Below are 19,837 nucleotides of genomic sequence, written 5' to 3' on the forward strand. Positions count from 1 at the left end.
ACTTCGGCGCCGGCCGAAGCGTCCTCAGCCGGCCTGCCCCGTCTGCCCCGCTTGCTCGTACTGCCGTGACAGCCCGTCCAGCAGTGCCGCCAGGCCCGTCTCGAAGGCCCGTTCGTCGATCTTCTCCTGCTGCTCGGCGAGCAGGTGGGCCTGTCCGAGGTGGGGGTAGTCGGCGGGGTCGTACGCGCTCGCGTCGTCCACGAACCCCCCGGCGAACGAGCCGAGCGCCGAGCCCATGATGAAGTACCGCATCAGGGCTCCGATGGATGTGGCCTGGGCCGGTGGCCAGCCCGCGGCGACCATCGCGCCGTAGACGGCGTCGGCGAGCCGGAGCGCGGCCGGGCGGCGGCCGGGGCCGCGGGCCAGCACCGGGACGATGTTGGGGTGGTCGCGCAGGGCGGCCCGGTAGGAGACGGCCCAGTCGTGCAGGGCGGTCCGCCAGTCCCGGCCGTCCTCGAACATCGACAGGTCGACCTGGGCGCTGACCGAGTCGGCGACCGCCTCCAGGATCTCGTCCTTCGTGCGGAAGTGGTTGTACAACGACGGCCCGCTCACGCCCAGTTCGGCGGCGAGCCGGCGGGTGGAGACGGCCGCGAGGCCCTCCCCGTCCACGAGTTCGCGCGCGGTCTCGACGATCCGGTCGTAGCTCAGGAGGGGCTTGCGCGGTCGGGCCATGGCCCACATAGTAGGGCTGCCCAACAGAAACTAGCAGTGCTAATTTAAACGTACCGTTTTCAATGTACGGCTTTCGGCGTCCACCGACTGTGGGGTGACTCGGTATGAATCTGGGGCTCAGCGAGGAGCAGACCGCCGTCCGGCAACTGGCCAGGGACTTCGTGGACCGCGAGATCGCGCCCCATGCCGTCGCGTGGGACCGCGCCGAGGAGGTGGACCCCGCGATCGTCAAGAAGCTCGGCGAGGTCGGCTTCCTGGGCCTGACGATCGACGAGGAGTACGGCGGCTCGGGCGGCGACCACCTCGCGTACTGCCTGGTCACGGAGGAGCTGGGCCGGGGCGACTCCTCGGTGCGCGGCATCGTGTCGGTCTCCCTGGGGCTGGTCGCCAAGACGATCGCGGCCTGGGGGAGCGAGGAGCACAGGCGCCGCTGGCTGCCGGGGCTCACCGCGGGCGAGCTGGTCGGCTGCTTCGGCCTCACCGAGCCGGGCACCGGCTCCGACGCGGGCAACCTCGCCACCCGGGCGGTCCGGGACGGCGGTGACTACGTCATCAACGGCACCAAGATGTTCATCACCAACGGCACCTGGGCCGACGTCGTCCTGCTCTTCGCCCGCTCCACCGACGCGCCCGGCCACAAGGGCGTCTCCGCCTTCCTGGTCCCCACCGACACCCCCGGCCTGACCCGCCGCACCGTCCACGGCAAGCTGGGCCTGCGCGGCCAGGCCACCGCCGAGCTGGTGCTTCAGGACGTGCGGGTGCCCGCGACGGCCATGCTGGGGGAGGAGGGCAAGGGCTTCTCGGTGGCCATGTCGGCCCTGGCCAAGGGCCGGATGTCGGTCGCCGCGGGCTGTGTCGGGATAGCGCAGGCCGCCCTCGACGCGGCCGTCCGGTACGCCGGGGAGCGCGAGCAGTTCGGCAGGTCCATCGCCCATCACCAACTGGTCCAGGAGCTGATCAGCGACATCGCCGTCGACGTGGACGCGGCCAGGCTGCTGACCTGGCGGGTCGCCGACCTGATCGACCGCGGGCTGCCCTTCGCCGTCGAGTCCTCCAAGGCCAAGCTCTTCGCCTCGGAGGCCGCCGTCCGCGCCGCGAACAACGCCCTGCAGGTCTTCGGCGGTTACGGCTACATCGACGAGTACCCGGCGGGCAAACTGCTGCGGGACGCCCGCGTGATGACCCTCTACGAGGGCACCAGCCAGATCCAGAAGCTGGTCATCGGGCGGGCCTTGACGGGTGTCTCGGCGTTCTGAGTACCAGGATGAGTACGTCGGCGGATGTGACCGGCGCCTGCCGCCCCGACCCTGTTCCCATGAGTGACACACCGGTCAAGCAGCAGAGCACGGCGGCCTTCTACGGCCAGGCCGTCGCCTCCTTCGCCGTCGCCATGGCCGCCACGGGCGTCGGCATCTACCAGCTGAACGCCGACGCCTGGGTGCGCGGCTTCCTCGCGATCGCCGTCCTGTACCTGGTGACCTCGGCGTTCACCCTGGCCAAGGTCATCCGGGACCGGCAGGAGGCCGGGCAGATCGTGAGCCGGGTCGACCAGGCACGGCTGGAGAAGCTGCTCGCCGAGCACGACCCGTTCGAGAAGATCTGACGCCCGGCGGGACGACGGCGCCCGTGCGGACGCGACGCCTCCACCGGCCCGCTAAGCGATCGCTCAGTATCGGCGGTATGGTGGTGCCTCTGTCTGTGAGAGGGGCGAGTGAGCGATGAGTACGGCGGAGGAGACGGCCGGCGGCGAGACGTCGGCGTGGGGTGAGGTCACGCCCGACGCGGCCCGGCGACTGCTGATCGCCGCCGTGGAGGCCTTCGCCGAGCGCGGCTACCACGCCACCACGACCCGTGACATCGCGGGCCGCGCCGGGATGAGCCCGGCCGCGCTCTACATCCACTACAAGACCAAGGAAGAGCTGCTTCACCGCATCAGCAGGATCGGCCACGAGAAGGCCCTGGAGATCCTCCAGACGGCGGCCCGGCGCGAGGGCAGCGCGGCCGAGCGGCTCGCCGACGCCGTGAGCTCCTTCGTCCGCTGGCACGCCGGGGGGCGCACCACCGCGCGCGTCGTGCAGTACGAGCTGGACTCGCTCGGCCCGGACGCCCGCGCCGAGATCCTCGAACTGCGGCGGCAGGTCGACGCCGAGGTGCGCGGGATCATCGACGACGGCGTCGCGGCCGGCGAGTTCGACGTGCTGGACGTGAAGGGCACGACCCTGGCCGTGCTCTCGCTCTGCATCGACGTGGCCCGCTGGTTCAACGTCGACGGCCCCTGGACCCCCGACGAGGTCGGCGCACTCTACGCCGACCTCGTGCTGCGGATGGTGGGAGCGAAGTAGCGCCGTCGGCTCCGCGCGCGTTACAGGTAGTACCGCGAGACGGACTCGGCGACACACACGGGCTTGTCCCCGCCCTCGCGTTCCACGGTGAAGGCGACGGCGACCTGGATGCCACCCGCCACGTCCTCGACCCCGGTGATCGTGGCGGTGGCGCGCAGGCGCGACCCGACCGGCACCGGGGCGGGGAAACGCACCTTGTTCGTCCCGTAGTTGACGCCCATCCTCACGCCGTCGACCTGGATGAGCTGCGGCCCGAAGAGCGGGAGCAGCGACAGCGTCAGGTATCCGTGCGCGATGGTGGTCCCGAAGGGCCCGGCGGCGGCCTTCTCGGGGTCGACGTGGATCCACTGGTGATCACCCGTGGCCTCCGCGAACAGATCGATCCGCTTCTGGTCGACCTCCAGCCAGTCGGTGTACCCCAGCTGCTCGCCCACCGCCGACCTCAGGTCGTCGGCGGAGGTGAAGATCCTCGGCTCTGCCATGTCCAGGCCTCTCGCGTCGCGTTTTCCGGACAGTCATGTCTAAGCAACTGCTTAGCATGCTAGCGCGGGGAGCCCCTGTCAACGGACCGGGGCCGTGACGCGGTAGGTAAGTTTGGGTCGTGCCCCAGATCCCCGAGAAGATCCACGAGCTCACGGTCGGACAGCTGTCCGCCCGCAGCGGCGCCGCCGTCTCCGCCCTGCACTTCTACGAGTCCAAGGGCCTGATCAGCAGTCGCCGTACCGCCGGCAACCAGCGCCGCTACACCCGTGACACCCTCCGCCGGGTCGCCTTCGTCCGGGCCGCCCAACGCGTCGGCATCCCCCTGGCCACGATCCGCGAGGCCCTCGCCGAACTCCCCGAGGAACGCACCCCCACCCATGAGGACTGGGCCCGTCTGTCGGAGACATGGCGCTCGGAACTCGACGAACGCATCAACCAGTTGAACCGCCTGCGCGACCACCTGACCGACTGCATCGGCTGCGGCTGCCTCTCGCTGGACACCTGCGTCCTGTCCAACCCGGACGACGTCTTCGGTGAGCGGTTGACGGGTTCGCGGCTGATGGTGGAGCAAAGGGGGAGGTCGTAGGGGCCGGGCGCCCCTGAGTTCGGGCCCGGGACGCGGTGGTCGCGGGTGGTGGGCGACCGGCCGAGCGGGCCCGCCTCCCCGGCGAGCAGTCGTGCCGCTGGTGCGGCGCCGGCGGGCGCCCGGGCCCCGCCTCGGCCGCCCCACCGCGCACCCACCGGCCGACGGCCCCGGGTCACTCGTACTCGGTCCCGCCCTTCCGCGTCAGATACGCCGGACTGATCGCCTTCGCGATCGCCCGGCCGCCGGTCACCGCGCTGTACCGCTCGACAGCCGGCCGTATCACCACACCCTCCCGCAGGTGCAGCTCCCGCCCCGAGACCGTCTCCCGCCCCGTGGCGACCTCCAGCACCCGATCGATGTCGTACGGCCCCTCGAACAGCCGCGGCACCAAGGGCAGTTCGCCCTCCAGCACCTCGGCCGGGTCCAGCCATCGCACCCGACCGTCGATCTCCGCGGACACGTCGAACGCGGCGTACCCCAAGGTCTCCCGGCGGCCATCGGCCCCGTACGTCAGGTCCTGCACCCCCGCGCCGTACACCTCGCCGAAAACGCCCACCCGCCGAGCCCCGAGCCGCTCGGCCAGCCTGGCCGCGGCCTCGGCGACACCGTGCCCCCGCACCGCACGCCAGTACAGGTTGCGCGGGTCCTCCCGCAGCGCCAGCGACTTCGAGCCGAACCCCTTGGAGGACACGTACACCCGGCCCTCGTCGGCGGCATACGTCAGCAGGCACGCCGACCCGTGCAGTTTCTCGGTCAGCACCACCGGCTCGCCCGGGGCGAAGATGTCCGGGTACCGCTGGATGTTCTCGATGTCCACCCACGGCAGCAGATCCGGTGCCGACTCCACGTCACCGGACATCGTGGGCGGGATCGGCGGCACCCACTTGGTGATCCCCAGCACCTCGGCGAAGTCCGTCCCCTGCGCCGCCGCCAGGGCCAGGTCGACGTCGCCCAGCGCCTTGGGCCGGCACACGATCCCCTGCGACAGCTCACCGCGCAGCCGCACCGCCTTGACCCGGTCGGCGCCGCTCCCCGCCAGCCGCCCGGTCAGCCCCAGCTCCTCGATCAGCCCGGCCGGCAGCACGGACTGCTCGGGGATGTACACGGCCGCGTCACCGGTGCGGTAGGCACCCTTGGCGACGACGGCCCGGTACAGGCCCACCTGTGCCAGCTCCAGCGCGTCGGCGTTCGGATGCTCGTGGACGGTCAGGATTTCGGCGGTGACGCGCAGCGTCGACATCAGGGACTCCTCGGTCTTCCTCAGGTGTGTTTCATCGCCCCCAACTGTCCGCACGGCAAAGGGCTGGAGCGACCGGATTAGCGGCTGGTATCGTCGCGATCTTCGCCCGGCGGCCACCGTTCCCGCAGCGCGCGGAGTCCTGACGGGACGCACTGCCGTCGCTTCCGGCGCCTTGGGATCGCACGCACCGGACGCCGCGAGCCGAACGGACTGTGCTCGCAGCTCTAGGACGAGCGCTGCGCGCTCGCGTACTGGTACAGGGCCTCGGTCACCAACTGTGCGTTGGACGAGGCACGTTCACCGTCCGGCAGGAGCAGCGTGTCCTCCAGTCCTGTGCGTGTCGCCAGCCCCAGCCGTCCCGCCAGCCGCAGCACCGGCCAGGCGCCCCCGTCCTCCCCGTGCAGCAGCACCGGCCGGCCGAAGGCCGGACCCAGGTCGGCGAGCAGCGCACCCGCGGTCGCCTCGGCCGTCTCGGCGCAGGTGTCCATCACCTCCGCCAGCACCCGCAGCACCCTGGGCCCCAGCGGTGAGGCGGCGAACCGGGCCGCCCCGTCGGTGCCGGACCAGATGCCCGCATCGACGCCCACGCCGCGCTCCAGCAGTGCCGCCGCCACTTCTTCGGCGCCCGGCTCGTGCCAGTTGACGGAGGCGTGGTCGGGCAGCACCGTCCAGCCGCGGATCCGCTCCACCCGCGCGGCCGCGTCCGGTTCGGCCCACGCGCCCGTGGTCACCCCGACCGGCACCGTCACCCGGGCCCGGATGGCCTCGATCACCGGCGTGAGCGCGCGCGGCGACAGGCTGTCTCGTCCGCAAGGGGTCTTGGGATGGACATGGATGTCCGTGCCGCCGACCGCGACGGCCTCGGCCGCAGACTCGGCCAGCGCCTCCGGCGAGAGCGGCACCACAACGCCGTCGCCCGCTCCGCGGGGCCCGTTCAGACACACCTGCATCATGGCTCGATCATGCCCTCCGGCACCGACGGCGGCGGCACGGGAGGGGAGAAGACCACCGGCGAAAGGGGGGTGCGGCATCCCCGGCGCACCCCCGTCGTACTAGGCGGACACGAGCAGTCGCCGTCCGCGCCGGGCCGCCGCCAGCGCTTCGGGCGTGAGCACCGGACGCGGCACCACGATGCCGCAGTCCGTGCAGACCGGGCCCGACGACGGCTCATGGGCCAGGTCGTACCTCCAGGTCAGCCGATCCCCGTCGCACACCGGGCATTCCGCACCCGGTTCGCGCTCCAGCGCGGAGATCAGCCGGCGCAGCACCTCGGCCAGCGGTTCATGCGGGTGGACCCGCGGGTCGTCGCACCACGCGACCCCGAAACCGCCCCAGGTCAGCCGGTGCCAGTCGTCCACACTGCCCGGCCTGCGCAGTCCGTCGTGCTTCTCCTTCTTGCGTCGCTCGGCGAACTCGACCTCGTAGGCCAGCCAGACCGAACGCGCCTCCTCCAGTTCCTCCAACGCCGCCACGAGCCGCGCTGGATCGGGGGAGCGGTCCTCCGGACCGAATCCCGCCCGGGAGCACAAGTGGTCCCACGTCGCCCTGTGCCCGTAAGGAGCGAACCGCTCAAGGCACTTGCGCAGCGAGTAGCGCCGCAGTGCCAGATCGCACCGCGGGTCGCGCACCTGTCTCGCCAGACTCCGAAAACCGGCCATCGCCCTGCACCTCCGTCACACCTGCACCTGTACTTCGGTCACTTCGGCGTAGTCGCACGGACTTCGCGCGACGTTGACGAGTAGACGTATCGACAAGCGATTCGGCTCCATCCGATTTCCGATGACCTCCATAGCGGACCCTGCGGACTCCAGAAAGTGACGCATGCTCATCTTCAATCTCGGGGATACCGCCGGTAACATCCCGGCCCAGCCTCGTCGGTAGGAGCTGCCATGCCACGGCGCATCCCACGCACCGCCCTCGACACACTGAGAACTCCCGGTCGATTCCCCGGGTTCCTGAAGACGGCATCCATATGCGCGCTGATTGCCGGTCTTTTGTCGCCTCTTTCCCAAGCCGCCACCGCCGACCCGGCGGCGGCGGCCGAGGCGACGGCCGCTGTCGACCACTGCGGCAACCAGTGCTCCGACATCCTGCCGCCGGGCCAGAACGGCAACGCCACCCTCGCCCAGATCCTGCTCAACCAGGCCTTCGGCAGCATGCCCGAACATGCCTCGGACCAGCTGGGCCCGTACGCCGACCTCGCCAAGGGCCACTCCGGCCTCACCAACGCGACGATCAACACCTTCTTCAACGACGCCTCGTTCGGTGTCCCGTCCGATCAGGTGGCCTCCACCCTGAAGCCCGCCGGACGCACCGACGTCACGATCGTCCGGGACAAGAAGACCGGTGTGCCGCACATCACCGGCACCACCAGGTACGGCACCGAGTTCGGCGCCGGCTACGCGGCCGCCCAGGACCGGCTGTGGCTGATGGACGTCTTCCGGCACGTCGGACGGGGACAGCTGACCTCCTTCGCGGGCGGGGCGCCCTCCAACCAGGGGCTGGAGCAGCAGTTCTGGCGTCACGCCCCCTACACGGAGGCCGATCTCCAGGCCCAGATCGACAACGCGGTGGCCTCCAACGGGGAGCGCGGGCGGCTGGCCCTCGCCGACGCCAGGGCCTACCTCGACGGCATCAACGCCTACATCGACGCCTCCGACAGCGGCCGCTACTTCCCCGGCGAGTACGTTCTGACCGGCCACAAGGACTCCGTCACCAACGCCGGCACCATCGAGAAGTTCAAGATCACCGACCTGGTGGCGCTGGGCTCCGTCATCGGCGCGCTGTTCGGCTCCGGGGGCGGCGGCGAGGTGAACAACGCGATCTCCCTGCTGGCCGCCCAGGAGAAGTACGGCGTGGTCGAGGGCACCAGGCTCTGGGAGTCCTTCCGCGAGCGCAACGACCCCGAGGCGGTCGTCACCGTCCACGACAAGAGCTTCCCGTACGCCACCAAGCCCGCCGACCCCCAGGGCGGCGCCCTGCCCGACGCCGGCTCGGTGACCGAGGAACAGCTCGTGTACGACCGTACCGGCAGCGCGGCCGGCTCCGCCGCGGCCGGTGCCTCGGTCACGGCGGCCGAGGCGGCCATGACCTCCGCCAAGCGGGGCATGTCCAACGCTCTCGTGGTCAGCGGCGAACACACCGCCAGCGGTCACCCCGTGGCCGTCTTCGGCCCGCAGACCGGCTACTTCGCCCCCCAGCTCCTGCTGCTCCAGGAGATCCAGGGCCCGGGCATCAGCGCCCGCGGCGCCTCGTTCGCCGGCCTGAGCATGTACGTCGAACTGGGCCGCGGCCAGGACTACTCGTGGAGCGCCACGACCTCCGGCCAGGACATCATCGACACCTACGCCGTCGAACTGTGCCAGGACGACCACCACTACCTCTACCGCGGTACCTGCACCGCGATGGAGAAGATCGAGCAGAAGAACGCCTGGAAGCCGACGACCGCCGACGGCACGCCGGCGGGCTCGTACACGATGCGGGTCTGGCGCACGAAGTACGGCCCCGTGACGCACCGCGCGACCGTCGGCGGCAAGAAGGTCGCCTACACCACCCTGCGCTCGTCGTTCATGCACGAGGCCGACTCGATCATCGGCTTCCAGATGCTGAACGACCCGGACCACGTCAAGGGCCCGGAGGACTTCCAGAAGGCGGTGCAGCACATCAACTACACCTTCAACTGGTTCTACGTGGACTCCGAGCACACCGCCTACTACAACAGCGGCGACAACCCGGTCCGGGCGACCGGCGTCGACGCGGAGTTCCCGGTGTGGGCGCGGCCGGCGTACGAGTGGCGCGGCTGGGACGCGACGACGAACACGGCGCAGTACACGCCGCCGTCCGAGCACCCCAACTCCATCGACCAGGACTACTACATCTCCTGGAACAACAAGCAGGCCAAGGACTACACGACCGCTCCCTGGGGCGACGGCTCGGTGCACCGCGGCAACCTGCTGGAGAACCGGGTGCGCAAGCTGGTCGCCGCGGGCGGCGTGACCCGGGCCTCGCTGGTGAAGGCGATGGCCGACGCGGGCCTGGCCGACCTGCGGGCCGAGGACGTCCTGCCGGATCTGCTGAAGGTCGTCACCGGTTCCCCGGTGACCGACTCCACGGCCGCGGCCGCGGTGAGCAAGCTCCGGGCGTGGGTCACCGCGGGCGCCAAGCGCACCGAGACGTCGGCCGGTTCGAAGAAGTACGCCGACGCCGACGCGATCCGCATCCTCGACGCGTGGTGGCCCCTGCTGGTCGAGGCCGAGTTCGAACCGGGCCTCGGCAGCGAGCTGTACCAGGCCATGACCGCCAACCTGCCCATCGACGAGGCCCCCTCGGCCGGCCACGGCCCGACCGGCTCGCACGCCGGGAGCTCCTTCCAGTACGGCTGGTGGAGCTACGTCGACAAGGACATCCGGGCCGTCCTCGGTGAGTCGGTGCGCGGTCCGCTCGACCGGAAGTACTGCGGCGGCGGCAGCCTCGGCGCCTGCCGGGACATCCTGATCAGCACCCTGAAGGAGGCCGCCGGCAGGACCGCGGCCCAGGTCTATCCCGGTGACGACCAGTGCGCGGCGGGCGACCAGTGGTGCGCCGACTCGATCGTCCAGCGCACCCTGGGCGGCATCAAGCACGGCAGGATCAGCTGGCAGAACAGGCCGACGTACCAGCAGGTCGTGGAGTTCACGTCACATCGGTGACGGTCAGGGGCCGGAGGCGGGCCGTACGACACGGCCCGCCACCAGCACCAGCTGGGCCAGCTCGGGGTGCACGATGTCGCTGTGCGCTCCCGTCGGCGGACCGCCGCGTCTGACGAGAGCCGCCGCGTCCACGTTCACGCACCCCGACGCCGGCAGCGGCTCCCGCAGCGCGGCGGCCAGGGTGAGCGACCGCGTCCCCGGCACCGCCCGCACCCCGCCGTGTCCCATCGCCCCCCACTTGTCGCCCAGCATCCAGCCGATGTCCCACGCCGCGATCCCGCGCGCGTCGCCCGCCATCCGGGCGGCCAGCGGATACATCGTCGACAGGGCCGAGTCGTGCCGTGAGTGACAGCACACCAGCGGTCCGTCGACGCGCTTGTGCTGACCCTCCAGCAGCCCGCCGGCCCGCGGGTCGTGCGGCAGCCGGGACGCGAACGCGTAGTGCGAGAAGGCACCTTGGAGCAACGTGACCGACTTCACCGTGCGCACACCCTTCGGCAGCCCGCGCAACGCGAACGACACCAGCCGCGCCCCGAAGCTGTGCCCCACCAGATGCACCCGGGTCCCCGGCGCCCGCGCCGCCAGCTGCCCGATGACCGGGCCGAGCCCGCGCTCACCGACGGTGCCCGCGCGCCGCTTCATGGCGTAGTACGTCGCCTGCCGCAGCAACTCGTGCGCACCCTCCCACGGGTTCGGCAGTGAGAAGGAGGCCGCGCCGCGGGCCGCTCCCTCCGGCGCTTCCAGATGCGCCAGCGCCCGCGCGAACTCCTCGCACACCGCCGCCACCGAACCCGAGAGCATCTCCGGCAGACCCTGCGGCACGCCCTCCGCCAGCGTGTCCGCCGCGAACAGCGCCTGCGGCCCCGGCGGCACGACCTCCACCAGCATCCGCACCAGCCGCCCGAACTCCTCCAACTCGGCCTCCTCGCGCGGCTGCTGGTCGAGCAGCCGGGCGATCCGGTCGATCACGGTGGCCCGCCCGGGGAAGGTCTCCAGCAGCCCGTGCCGCGTGTCCTTGTCGAGCACCGGCCGACGCGGCATCTCGGCCGCCACCGCCCGTGGAAAATTCGGGATCGGCTCGTCCGAGAACCGCATCGACGGCCAGACCACACCGACGTACCCGATCCCCGCCGCCGGAGCGAGCCGGGGCATCGGTGCGAAGAAGCGGTCGTAGAGCCTGGTCGCCCCCGAGCGGTCGCTGTTCCAGCCGTGCGCGAAGACGATCAGCTCACGCACACGGTGCTGAGCCACCCCGGCGAGCAGCCGGTCCCGTCTCCCGGCGTCCGGGTCCCCGTCCGCGTCGAAGGTCAGCTCCCAGTACGGGCTCACGCTCACCGCCGGTCTGCCCATCACAGGCCCCCTTGTCCCCCCGTAGTGATGTGGTACGGGCGCATCGTCCTGCCGACGGACCGAATTGGCCATACGTCGTCACTCATCAGGGGCGTGTGTCAGGGGCGCTCATTTGTACAGCAGGTACTCCCCGCGCATCCGCCGGAACGCCGCCAGCTCCTGCTGCCAGCCCGCCACCACCTCGTCGGTGTTCGCGCCGGCGTCGATCATCGTGCGGACCCGGGCGGATCCGGTGAGCTTGTCGATCCAGTTGTCGGAGCGCCAACCGAAGCCGCCGAAGCACTCCTTGGCGGTCACCAGCAGGGCGATGCCGGTGCGGACGGGGTCGTACGCGGCCCGGTCGTGCACATGGATCTGCACGCCGCCCACGGTCCTGCCCTGGAACTTCGAGAACGTGGGCGTGAAGTACGCCTCCCTGAAGCGCACGCCGGGCAGTTCCAGCCGGTTGGCCGCGGCGGCCCAGCGGCCGTCGACGCCCTCCGCGCCGAGCAGTTCGAACGGCCGGGTCGTCCCGCGCCCCTCCGACAGGTTCGTGCCCTCGAAGAGGCAGGTCCCCGAGTACACCAGCGCGGTCTCCGGCGTCGGCATGTTCGGGCTCGGCGGCACCCAGGGCAGACCCGAGGCGTCGTAGAAGTCGGACCGCCGCCAGCCCGACATCCGCACCGTCTCCAGCGGTACCGGAGCGGCCAGGAACTCCCCGTTGAACAGCCGGGCCAGCTCCGCGACCGTCATGCCGTGCGCCTGCGAGACGGGCTGGCGGCCGACGAAGCTCGCGAACTCCTTGTGCAGGACGGGGCCTTGGGCGGAGCGCCCGGTGACCGGGTTCGGCCGGTCCAGCACCACCAAGCGCTTGCCCGCCAGCCGGGCCGCCTCCATGCAGTCGTAGAGCGTCCAGATGTAGGTGTAGAAGCGTGCGCCCACGTCCTGGATGTCGAAGACGACGGTGTCCACGCCGGAGGCGGTGAAGATGTCGGCGAGGGGTTGGCCGCTCTTGAGGTAGGTGTCGTAGACCGGGAGGCCGGTCGCGGGGTCGTCGTAGCGGCCTTCGGAGCCGCCGGCCTGGGCGGTCCCCCGGAAGCCGTGCTCGGGGCCGAAGACGGCGACGAGGTTCACCCGGTCGTCGGCGTGCATGACGTCGACGATGTGGCGGGCGTCGCGGGTGATGCCGGTGGGGTTGGTGACGATGCCGACGCGCTCGCCGCTGAGCCGGGCGTAGCCGTCCGCGGCCAGGTTCTCGAAGCCCGTGCGCAGTCGCCTGCCGCGCTCCGCCGCGGCTGCCGGGGAGGTCGTGGTGAGGGAAGCTGCTGCCGTTGTCGCCGCGAGGAGGGCTCGTCTGGATAGGCGCATGGGGGGCACGGTATTGCTCCGGGGTGTTGGGGGGAAGGTGTCGGCGCGCCGTGCCGGGTCGGCTTGTCCTGCCCTTCCTCAGATACATACCGACCGGTTAGTCTGACGGGGTAGTCGAGAGCCGCGCAGTCGAAGGAGACCGATGGTGGAAGCCGTTCAGAGTGCCGGAGTGGTCGTCACCGGGGCCGGGGGTGGCATCGGCGCGGCCCTCGCCCGGCGCTTCGCCGCCGAGGGAGCTCGTGTCGTCGTCAACGACCTGGACGCCGGGAAGGCCGAGGCGGTCGCCGCGGAGATCGGCGGCATCGCGGTCCCGGGCGACGCCTCGGCCGTCGTCGCCGAGGCCCGGGACGCGCTCGGCGGCACCGTCGACGTCTACTGCGCCAACGCGGGCGTCGCCTTCGCCGGTGAGCGACCCGGAGAGCCACTGGACGAGAAGGCGTGGGAAACGTCCTGGGACGTCAATGTCATGGCCCACGTACGGGCCGCCAACGCCCTGCTCCCGGCCTGGCTGGAGCGCGGCAGCGGACGGTTCGTCTCCACCGTCTCCGCCGCCGGGCTGCTCACCATGATCGGGGCCGCCCCCTACGCCGTCACCAAGCACGGGGCGTACGCCTTCGCCGAGTACCTGTCGCTGACCTACCGGCACCGGGGGATCAAGGTCCACGCCATCTGCCCGCAGGGGGTGCGCACCGACATGCTGGACGCCACCGGCAGCGCGGGCGACCTGGTGCTCAAGCCCACCGCCATCGCACCGCAGGACGTGGCGGACGCGCTGTTCAAGGGGATGGAGGAGGACCGCTTCCTGATCCTGCCGCACCCCGAGGTCGCTGCCTTCTACACGGCGCGGGCCGCCGAGACCGACCGCTGGCTGGCCGGCATGAACCACATCCAGCGCAAGTGGGAGGAGACCAGGTGACCGAGTCCCGGTACGCGGCCAAGCCCTGGCTGGCCCTGCTCAACGACGCCCAGCGCGCCCCCGTCCACCCCGCCGACTCCCTCGTGCACGCCCTGCGCCGGGCCGTCGCCGCGACCCCGGAGCGCCCCTTCCTCGCCTACTTCGACGGCCGCGTGAGCTACCGCGAGGTCGACGAGCTCAGCGACTCCGTCGCCGGCCACCTCGCCGCCCGCGGACTGGAGCGCGGCGACCGTGTGGCGATCCTGCTGCAGAACTCCCCGCACTTCGTGATCGCCCTGCTCGGCGCCTGGAAGGCGGGGGCGACCGTCGTGCCCGTCAATCCGATGTACAAGTCCGGGGAGGTCACCCACGTCCTGCGGGACGGCGAGGTGGCCGCACTGGTCTGCTCCGACCGGGCCTGGGCGTCGTACCTGCGCGAGACGGCGGCCGAGACGCCGGTGCGGATCGTGCTCACCGCCTGCGAGCTGGACTTCCAGACGCGCGACGACGCGCGTGTGCTGGACTTCGAGCGCCTGCCGCAGGCCCCGGACGCCGACGACCTGACGACGGTCGCCCGCGCCGGCCACAAGGCACCCGACGGCCGTGACGCCGGACCCGCCGACATCGCGCTGATCAGCTACACGTCGGGCACCAGCGGTGCCCCCAAGGGCGCCACCAACACGCACGGCAACATCATGTACAACGCCGAGCGGCAGCGGACCGGCATGGACCTGCCCGACCCGCCCGTCTACTTCGCGCTGGCCCCCCTGTTCCACATCACCGGGATGGTCGTCCAGCTCGGCGCCTGCCTCGACAGCGCCGGCACGCTGGTGCTGGCCTACCGATTCGAGGCGGGAGTCGTGCTGGACGCCTTCGCCGAGCACGGGCCGCACTACACCGTCGGCCCCTCGACCGCCTTCATGGCGCTGGCCGCCCACCCGGCCGTCACCCGCGACCACTTCGCCTCCTTCCGGATGATCTCCTCCGGTGGCGCCCCGCTGCCGCCCGCCCTGGTGGAGAAGTTCCGGGCCGGCTTCGGACCGTACATCCGCAACGGCTACGGCCTCACCGAGTGCACCGCCCCCTGCGCCTCCGTCCCGCCCGGTCTGGAGGCCCCCGTCGACCCGGTGTCCGGCACCCTCGCCGTGGGCCTGCCGGGTCCCGAGACCGTCGTACGGATCGTCGACGACCTCGGCCAGGAGGTCCCGTTCGGCGAGCAGGGCGAGATCCTCGTACGCGGCCCGCAGGTCGTGCCCGGCTACTGGCGGCGTCCCGACGCGACCGCCGAGACCTTCCCGGACGGCGAGCTGCGCACCGGCGACATCGGCTTCATGGACGAGCAGGGCTGGCTGTACGTCGTCGACCGCAAGAAGGACATGATCAACGCGTCCGGCTTCAAGGTGTGGCCGCGCGAGGTCGAGGACGTGCTCTACACCCACCCGGCGGTACGCGAGGCGGCCGTGGTCGGGGTGCCCGACGGGTACCGCGGGGAGACCGTCAAGGCGTACATCAGTCTCCGTCCGGGTGCGAAAACGGACCCCGCCGCACTCGCCGCGTACTGCAAGGAGAGACTGGCCGCCTACAAGTATCCGCGTCAGGTGGAGATCCTGCCCGACCTGCCCAAGACGGCAAGTGGGAAAATCCTCCGTCGGGAACTCCGTTCCCGGGACAACGACGCTTGAGACAGCACGAAGACCTCGCGAAAGGCAGGTGGCGGCACAGTGGCCAGGACGACGGACGGAGACGGTACGCCCGTCCCGCAGCGGCTGCTCGCCGCCGCCACCCGGCTCTTCGCCGAGCAGGGCTACGACCGCACCTCGGTGCAGGAGATCGTGGAGGCGGCCGGCGTCACCAAGGGGGCGCTGTACCACTACTTCGGCTCCAAGGACGACCTCCTGCACGAGGTGTACGCGCGCGTGCTGCGTGTCCAGCAGGAGCGCCTCGACGCGTTCGCGGAGTCCGACGAGCCCATCGAGAAGCGACTGCGGGGAGCCGCCGCCGACGTCGTCGTCACGACCATCGAGAACCTCGACGACGCGATGATCTTCTTCCGCTCCATGCACCACCTGAGCCCGGAGAAGAACAAGCAGGTGCGCGCCGAGCGCCGGCGCTACCACGAGCGCTTCCGCGCGCTCATCGAGGAGGGACAGGAGTCGGGCGTCTTCTCCAAGGCGACTCCGGCCGACCTGGTGGTGGACTACCACTTCGGCTCGGTCCACCACCTGTCGACCTGGTACCGCCCCGACGGCCCGATGAGCCCCCAGCAGGTCGCCGACCACCTCGCGGACCTGTTGCTGCGCGCACTGCGGCCCTGACCGCCGTACCGAGGACATGTGCGAGGGGCGACCGCCATGGGCGGTCGCCCCTCGCACATGATCCCTACAGGTACTTCTTCAACTCCCGTCGCGCCAGCGACCGCTGGTGCACCTCGTCGGGCCCGTCGGCGATCATCAGGGTCCGCGCCCCGGCGTACAGCTCGGCCAGCGGGAAGTCCTGACTGACACCACCGGCACCGTGCAGCTGGATCGCCCGGTCGATGATGTCCACGACCGCGCGAGGCGTGGCGATCTTGATCGACTGGATCTCGGTGTGGGCGCCCCGGTTGCCCACGGTGTCCATCAGCCAGGCCGTCTTCAGCACCAGCAGCCGCAGCTGCTCGACCGTCACACGCGCGTCGGCGATCCAGTTGTGCACCACGCCCTGCTGGGCCAGCGTCTTGCCGAAGGCCGTACGGGACACGGCCCGCTTGCACATCAGCTCGATCGCGCGCTCCGCCATGCCGATCAGCCGCATGCAGTGGTGGATACGGCCCGGACCCAGCCGCGCCTGGGCGATGGCGAAGCCGCCGCCCTCCTCGCCGATCAGGTTGGACACCGGCACACGCGCGTGATCGAAGATCACCTCGGCATGGCCGCCGTGGGAGTGGTCCTCGTAACCGAAGACCTGCATCGCGCGCTGGACCGTGACGCCCGGGGTGTCACGGGGGACGAGGACCATGGACTGCTGACGGCGGATGTCCTCGCCGTCCGGGTCCGTCTTGCCCATCACGATGAAGATCTTGCAGTCCGGGTTCATCGCCCCGGAGATGTACCACTTGCGGCCGGTGATGACGTACTCGTCGCCGTCCCGCTCGATGTGCGTGGTGATGTTGGTGGCGTCCGCGGACGCCACGTCCGGCTCGGTCATCGCGAACGCCGAGCGGATCTCACCGGCCAGCAGCGGCTCCAGCCACTGCTTCTTCTGCCGCTCGTCGCCGAACTGGGTCAGCACCTCCATGTTCCCGGTGTCGGGCGCCGCGCAGTTCGTCGCGGTGGGCGCGAGCTGCGGGGAGCGGCCGGTGATCTCGGCGAGCGGGGCGTACTGGAGGTTGGTGAGGCCGGCGCCGTGCTCGGCGTCGGGGAGGAAGAGGTTCCACAGGCCCTGCCTGCGTGCCTGTGCCTTCAGCTCCTCGACCACGGCCGGAGTGTCCCACGGGGAGGCCAGTGCGGCCCGCTGCTCCTCGGCCACCGCCTCGGCCGGATAGACGTACTCGTCCATGAAGGCCAGCAGCCTGCCGCGCAGCTCCTCGGTGCGTGCGTCGAACGCGAAGTCCATGTGCCTCAGCCTTCCTGAAGAGTGGTCAGACCGTGCTGGATGAAGACGGGGACCAGGTCACCGATGCGGTCGAAGCCCTGTCCGACCGTCTGGCCCAGCGTGTAGCGGTAGTGGATGCCCTCCAGGATCACGGCGAGCTTGAACCAGGCGAACGCCGTGTACCAGGAGACCGCGGAGACGTCGCGGCCCGAACGCGCGGCGTACCGCTCGATCAGCTCGGCCGGGTCCGGGTGGCCCGCGGCCTCGGCGGTGGTGGAGACGGGGGAGTCCGCCGCACCCAGCGGCATGCTGTACATCACGAGCAGACCCAGGTCGGTGAGCGGGTCGCCGAGCGTGGACATCTCCCAGTCGAGGATCGCCTTGATCCTGTCGTCCTCGCCGATCAGAACGTTGTCGAGGCGGTAGTCGCCGTGGATCACCGTCGCCGCGGGAGAGGCCGGCAGCCGGCGGCCGAGCGTCGCGTGCAGCTCGTCGATGCCGGCCAGTTCGCGGTTGCGGGAGGCGTCCAGCTGCTTGCCCCAGCGGCGCAGCTGCCGGTCCAGGAAGCCCTCGGGACGGCCGAAGTCCGCCAGCCCCACCGACGCGGGATCCACCGCGTGCAGTTCGACGAGCGTGTCCACCAGCCCCAGCACCGCGCCGCGGGTGCGCTCCGGGCCGAGCGGGGCCAGCTGGTCGGCGGTGCGGTACGGGGTGCCCTCGACGAACTCCATGACGTAGAACGGCGCCCCGAGCACCTCCTCGTCCTCGCACAGCAGCACCGGCCGCGGCACGGGCACGTCCGTCGGGTGCAGCGCGCTGATCACGCGGTGCTCCCGCTTCATGTCGTGCGCCGTGGCGAGGACATGGCCGAGCGGAGGTCGCCGTACGACCCATTTCGACGTGCCGTCGCCGACCGCATAGGTGAGGTTCGAGCGTCCGCCCTCGATCAGCCGACCGGTCAGCGGGCCCTGCGCCAGACCGGGCCGCTCGCGATCGAGCAGGCCGTGCAGCCGGTCGAGGTCGAGTCCGGGCGGATGGTCGGGGCTCATCATCGCTCCTAAAGGGAGGTGAACGGGACCTCACTCATGATGCCGACCAGTCGGTATGTAGTCCAGTGCGGGAGCGGAACGTGATCGGGGCCACGATATGCCGACAGCTCCCCGCGTGGAGCGCCGGGGAGCTGCCGGGGTGCCTTCTCGGCCGGTCGCGCCGAGTCCGACGAGGTCTCGGGCCGAGGCCGCCGGGTGGGTTCAGTGGTCGTCCCAGTGCCCGTCGTGGGCGGCGTGCCGATGGCCCTCGTGGAGGTAGTCGACGTGGTCGCCGTGCAGGACGCTCTCGTGCCCGCACTCGGCGCCGTGCTGATGGGTGTGGCCCTCGTGGGCGACGTGTCCGTCCGACTCGCACTCGTCCCAGTGGCCGCCGTGCTCGCGGTGCAGGTGGCCGTCGTGCGCGTAGTCGGTGTGGTCGCCGTGCGGCACCGCGGTGTGGCCGCAGTCGGGGCCGTGCGCGTGGGTGTGGGAGGGGTGTTCCAGGTGCTGCGTGGTCATGGAGCTCACCTTCGAAGGTGCGGGTGATGACGTCGGACAGGCTGCCACGCGAACGGTGCATATCGGGCTATTCGGCTTGCGTGGCGCCCTGTCACGCCGGATGGTCGGACCCATGAAGGGGATCAGCTACTCACGCTACGGCGGGCCCGAGGTGCTCGCATACGGCGACGTGCGCGACCCGCGGGTCGGGCCCGACTCCGTACTGGTCAAGGTCCGTGCGGCGGCCGTCAACCCCGTCGACTGGAAGTGCCGCGAGGGCCATATGGACAGGCTGCTGGAACCGCTCTTCCCGGTGGTCCCGGGCTGGGACGTCTCGGGGGTCGTGGTCCAGCCGGGTGTCTCCGTCACGGAGTTCGGCGTCGGCGACGAGGTCGTCGGGTACGTCCGCGAGGACCTCCTGTCGCACGGCACCTTCGCCGAGTACGTCGCGGCCCCCGTACGCACCCTCGCGCGCAAGCCCCGCAACCTCACCTGGGAGGAGGCGGCGGGGCTGCCGCTGGTGGGCCTGACGGCGTATCAGGTGCTGGTCAAGGTCCTCCAGGTCCGGCGCGGAGAGACCGTCCTCGTGCACGCCGCGGCCGGCGGGGTGGGCTCGATGGCCGTCCAGCTCGCCCGCCACCTGGGCGCACGGGTCATCGGCACGGCGAGTGCGCACAACCACGACTTCGTACGCGACCTCGGCGGCGAGCCGGTCGAGTACGGCGACGGCCTGGTCGAGCGGGTGCGCGGGCTGGCGCCCGAGGGGGTGAGCGCGGTGTTCGACACGGTGGGCGGCGACTCGCTGAAGGACTCGGCCAACCTGCTGTCCCCCGAGGGCCGCCTGGTGTCGATCGCCGACCCGGACGTGTTCGACTACGGGGGCCGCTACTACTTCGTCCGGCCGGACGCCGAGGACCTGCTGCGGCTGTCCGAGCTGGCGGAACAGGGGGTGGTGGCGGTGCACGTCTCGGAGACGTTCCCGCTGGAGCGGGCAGCGGACGCCCATCGGCTCAGTCAGAAGGGCCGTACGCGGGGCAAGATCGTGGTGACGGTGGAGTGGGAGGCGGAGGAGGGGGTGGCGCCGGAGGGGCTGTGGCAGGGGGCGGAATAGGGGTGCGGTCGTCTTCGCCTG

The 19,837-nt window shown here is 71.1% G+C and carries 19 protein-coding genes; 9 read left to right on the plus strand and 10 right to left on the minus strand.

Going from position 1 to position 19,837, the window contains the following annotated elements; all coding sequences use genetic code 11:
* Positions 1–24: 24 nt before the first annotated feature.
* A complete protein-coding gene (locus ACFYNL_RS23710; RefSeq protein WP_388806722.1) occupies positions 25–675 on the minus strand; it encodes a TetR/AcrR family transcriptional regulator in 651 nt (216 codons plus the stop codon).
* 104 nt (positions 676–779) lie between these two features.
* Here ACFYNL_RS23710 and ACFYNL_RS23715 point away from each other — a divergent pair, with 104 nt between their 5' ends.
* The 3 genes from ACFYNL_RS23715 to ACFYNL_RS23725 all read left to right on the plus strand — a co-directional run bounded on the left by ACFYNL_RS23715 (position 780) and on the right by ACFYNL_RS23725 (position 3,017).
* Positions 780–1,931 carry an acyl-CoA dehydrogenase family protein gene (locus tag ACFYNL_RS23715; protein WP_388806724.1) on the plus strand — a complete coding sequence of 384 codons (1,152 nt, stop codon included), beginning with the start codon at positions 780–782 and terminating at the stop codon, positions 1,929–1,931.
* Positions 1,932–1,990: 59 nt separating this feature from the next.
* Positions 1,991–2,278 carry a YiaA/YiaB family inner membrane protein gene (locus ACFYNL_RS23720; protein ID WP_062701451.1) on the plus strand — a complete coding sequence of 96 codons (288 nt, stop codon included), beginning with the start codon at positions 1,991–1,993 and terminating at the stop codon, positions 2,276–2,278.
* A gap of 115 nt (positions 2,279–2,393) precedes the next feature.
* Positions 2,394–3,017, plus strand: a complete 624-nt coding sequence (locus tag ACFYNL_RS23725; protein ID WP_388806726.1) for a TetR/AcrR family transcriptional regulator — start codon at positions 2,394–2,396, stop codon at positions 3,015–3,017.
* A gap of 20 nt (positions 3,018–3,037) precedes the next feature.
* Here the strand turns inward: ACFYNL_RS23725 and ACFYNL_RS23730 are convergent, their stop codons facing one another.
* Positions 3,038–3,499, minus strand: a complete 462-nt coding sequence (locus ACFYNL_RS23730) for a MaoC family dehydratase (RefSeq protein WP_388806728.1) — start codon at positions 3,497–3,499, stop codon at positions 3,038–3,040.
* Positions 3,500–3,618: 119 nt separating this feature from the next.
* On the opposite strand from ACFYNL_RS23730, the gene soxR reads away from it, so the two are divergent.
* A complete protein-coding gene (gene soxR / locus ACFYNL_RS23735) occupies positions 3,619–4,086 on the plus strand; it encodes a redox-sensitive transcriptional activator SoxR (protein WP_388806729.1) in 468 nt (155 codons plus the stop codon).
* 172 nt (positions 4,087–4,258) lie between these two features.
* Here soxR and ACFYNL_RS23740 read toward each other — a convergent pair whose 3' ends face one another.
* The 3 genes from ACFYNL_RS23740 to ACFYNL_RS23750 all read right to left on the minus strand — a co-directional run bounded on the left by ACFYNL_RS23740 (position 4,259) and on the right by ACFYNL_RS23750 (position 6,984).
* On the minus strand, positions 4,259–5,326 hold the full coding sequence (locus tag ACFYNL_RS23740; RefSeq protein WP_388806731.1) for an RNA ligase (ATP): 1,068 nt from the start codon (positions 5,324–5,326) through the stop codon (positions 4,259–4,261).
* Between the two features lie 224 nt (positions 5,327–5,550).
* Complete coding sequence (locus ACFYNL_RS23745; RefSeq protein WP_388806733.1) at positions 5,551–6,279, minus strand: 3-keto-5-aminohexanoate cleavage protein; 729 nt, start codon at positions 6,277–6,279, stop codon at positions 5,551–5,553.
* A 99-nt stretch (positions 6,280–6,378) separates the two neighbouring features.
* The gene (locus ACFYNL_RS23750) at positions 6,379–6,984 is read right to left on the minus strand and encodes a hypothetical protein (protein WP_388806735.1); all 606 of its coding nucleotides are present in this window, start codon (positions 6,982–6,984) and stop codon (positions 6,379–6,381) included.
* 231 nt (positions 6,985–7,215) lie between these two features.
* Between ACFYNL_RS23750 and ACFYNL_RS23755 the strand changes: the two genes are divergently transcribed.
* The gene (locus ACFYNL_RS23755; RefSeq protein WP_388806737.1) at positions 7,216–10,014 is read left to right on the plus strand and encodes a penicillin acylase family protein; all 2,799 of its coding nucleotides are present in this window, start codon (positions 7,216–7,218) and stop codon (positions 10,012–10,014) included.
* Positions 10,015–10,017: 3 nt separating this feature from the next.
* Here ACFYNL_RS23755 and ACFYNL_RS23760 read toward each other — a convergent pair whose 3' ends face one another.
* Positions 10,018–11,364, minus strand: a complete 1,347-nt coding sequence (locus ACFYNL_RS23760; RefSeq protein WP_388806739.1) for a serine-threonine protein kinase — start codon at positions 11,362–11,364, stop codon at positions 10,018–10,020.
* Between the two features lie 108 nt (positions 11,365–11,472).
* A complete protein-coding gene (locus ACFYNL_RS23765; RefSeq protein ID WP_388806741.1) occupies positions 11,473–12,711 on the minus strand; it encodes an exo-beta-N-acetylmuramidase NamZ domain-containing protein in 1,239 nt (412 codons plus the stop codon).
* 142 nt (positions 12,712–12,853) lie between these two features.
* Between ACFYNL_RS23765 and ACFYNL_RS23770 the strand changes: the two genes are divergently transcribed.
* The 3 genes from ACFYNL_RS23770 to ACFYNL_RS23780 are packed head-to-tail and all read left to right on the plus strand — an operon-like array spanning position 12,854 to position 15,921.
* Positions 12,854–13,627 (plus strand): SDR family oxidoreductase, encoded by a 774-nt coding sequence (locus tag ACFYNL_RS23770; protein WP_388806743.1) that lies wholly within the window; start codon positions 12,854–12,856, stop codon positions 13,625–13,627.
* Complete coding sequence (locus ACFYNL_RS23775; protein ID WP_388806744.1) at positions 13,624–15,288, plus strand: class I adenylate-forming enzyme family protein; 1,665 nt, start codon at positions 13,624–13,626, stop codon at positions 15,286–15,288. Before ACFYNL_RS23770 ends, ACFYNL_RS23775 begins: the two co-directional genes overlap by 4 nt.
* Before the next feature lie 39 nt (positions 15,289–15,327).
* Positions 15,328–15,921, plus strand: coding sequence for a TetR/AcrR family transcriptional regulator (locus tag ACFYNL_RS23780; RefSeq protein ID WP_388806746.1), 594 nt, complete (start codon positions 15,328–15,330; stop codon positions 15,919–15,921).
* 64 nt (positions 15,922–15,985) lie between these two features.
* Here ACFYNL_RS23780 and ACFYNL_RS23785 read toward each other — a convergent pair whose 3' ends face one another.
* The 3 genes from ACFYNL_RS23785 to ACFYNL_RS23795 form a co-directional block, all read right to left on the minus strand.
* On the minus strand, positions 15,986–17,200 hold the full coding sequence (locus tag ACFYNL_RS23785; RefSeq protein ID WP_388806747.1) for an acyl-CoA dehydrogenase family protein: 1,215 nt from the start codon (positions 17,198–17,200) through the stop codon (positions 15,986–15,988).
* Positions 17,201–17,205: 5 nt separating this feature from the next.
* The gene (locus ACFYNL_RS23790; protein WP_388806749.1) at positions 17,206–18,228 is read right to left on the minus strand and encodes a phosphotransferase family protein; all 1,023 of its coding nucleotides are present in this window, start codon (positions 18,226–18,228) and stop codon (positions 17,206–17,208) included.
* Between the two features lie 201 nt (positions 18,229–18,429).
* Positions 18,430–18,726, minus strand: coding sequence for a hypothetical protein (locus ACFYNL_RS23795; protein ID WP_019757251.1), 297 nt, complete (start codon positions 18,724–18,726; stop codon positions 18,430–18,432).
* A 112-nt stretch (positions 18,727–18,838) separates the two neighbouring features.
* Here ACFYNL_RS23795 and ACFYNL_RS23800 point away from each other — a divergent pair, with 112 nt between their 5' ends.
* The gene (locus ACFYNL_RS23800; RefSeq protein WP_388806751.1) at positions 18,839–19,816 is read left to right on the plus strand and encodes an NADP-dependent oxidoreductase; all 978 of its coding nucleotides are present in this window, start codon (positions 18,839–18,841) and stop codon (positions 19,814–19,816) included.
* The last annotated feature ends 21 nt before the right edge of the window (positions 19,817–19,837 follow it).

Origin of the sequence: Streptomyces sp. NPDC007808, from assembly GCF_042868655.1 — a bacterium.
In the GTDB taxonomy this organism is placed as follows: Bacteria; Actinomycetota; Actinomycetes; order Streptomycetales; family Streptomycetaceae; genus Streptomyces.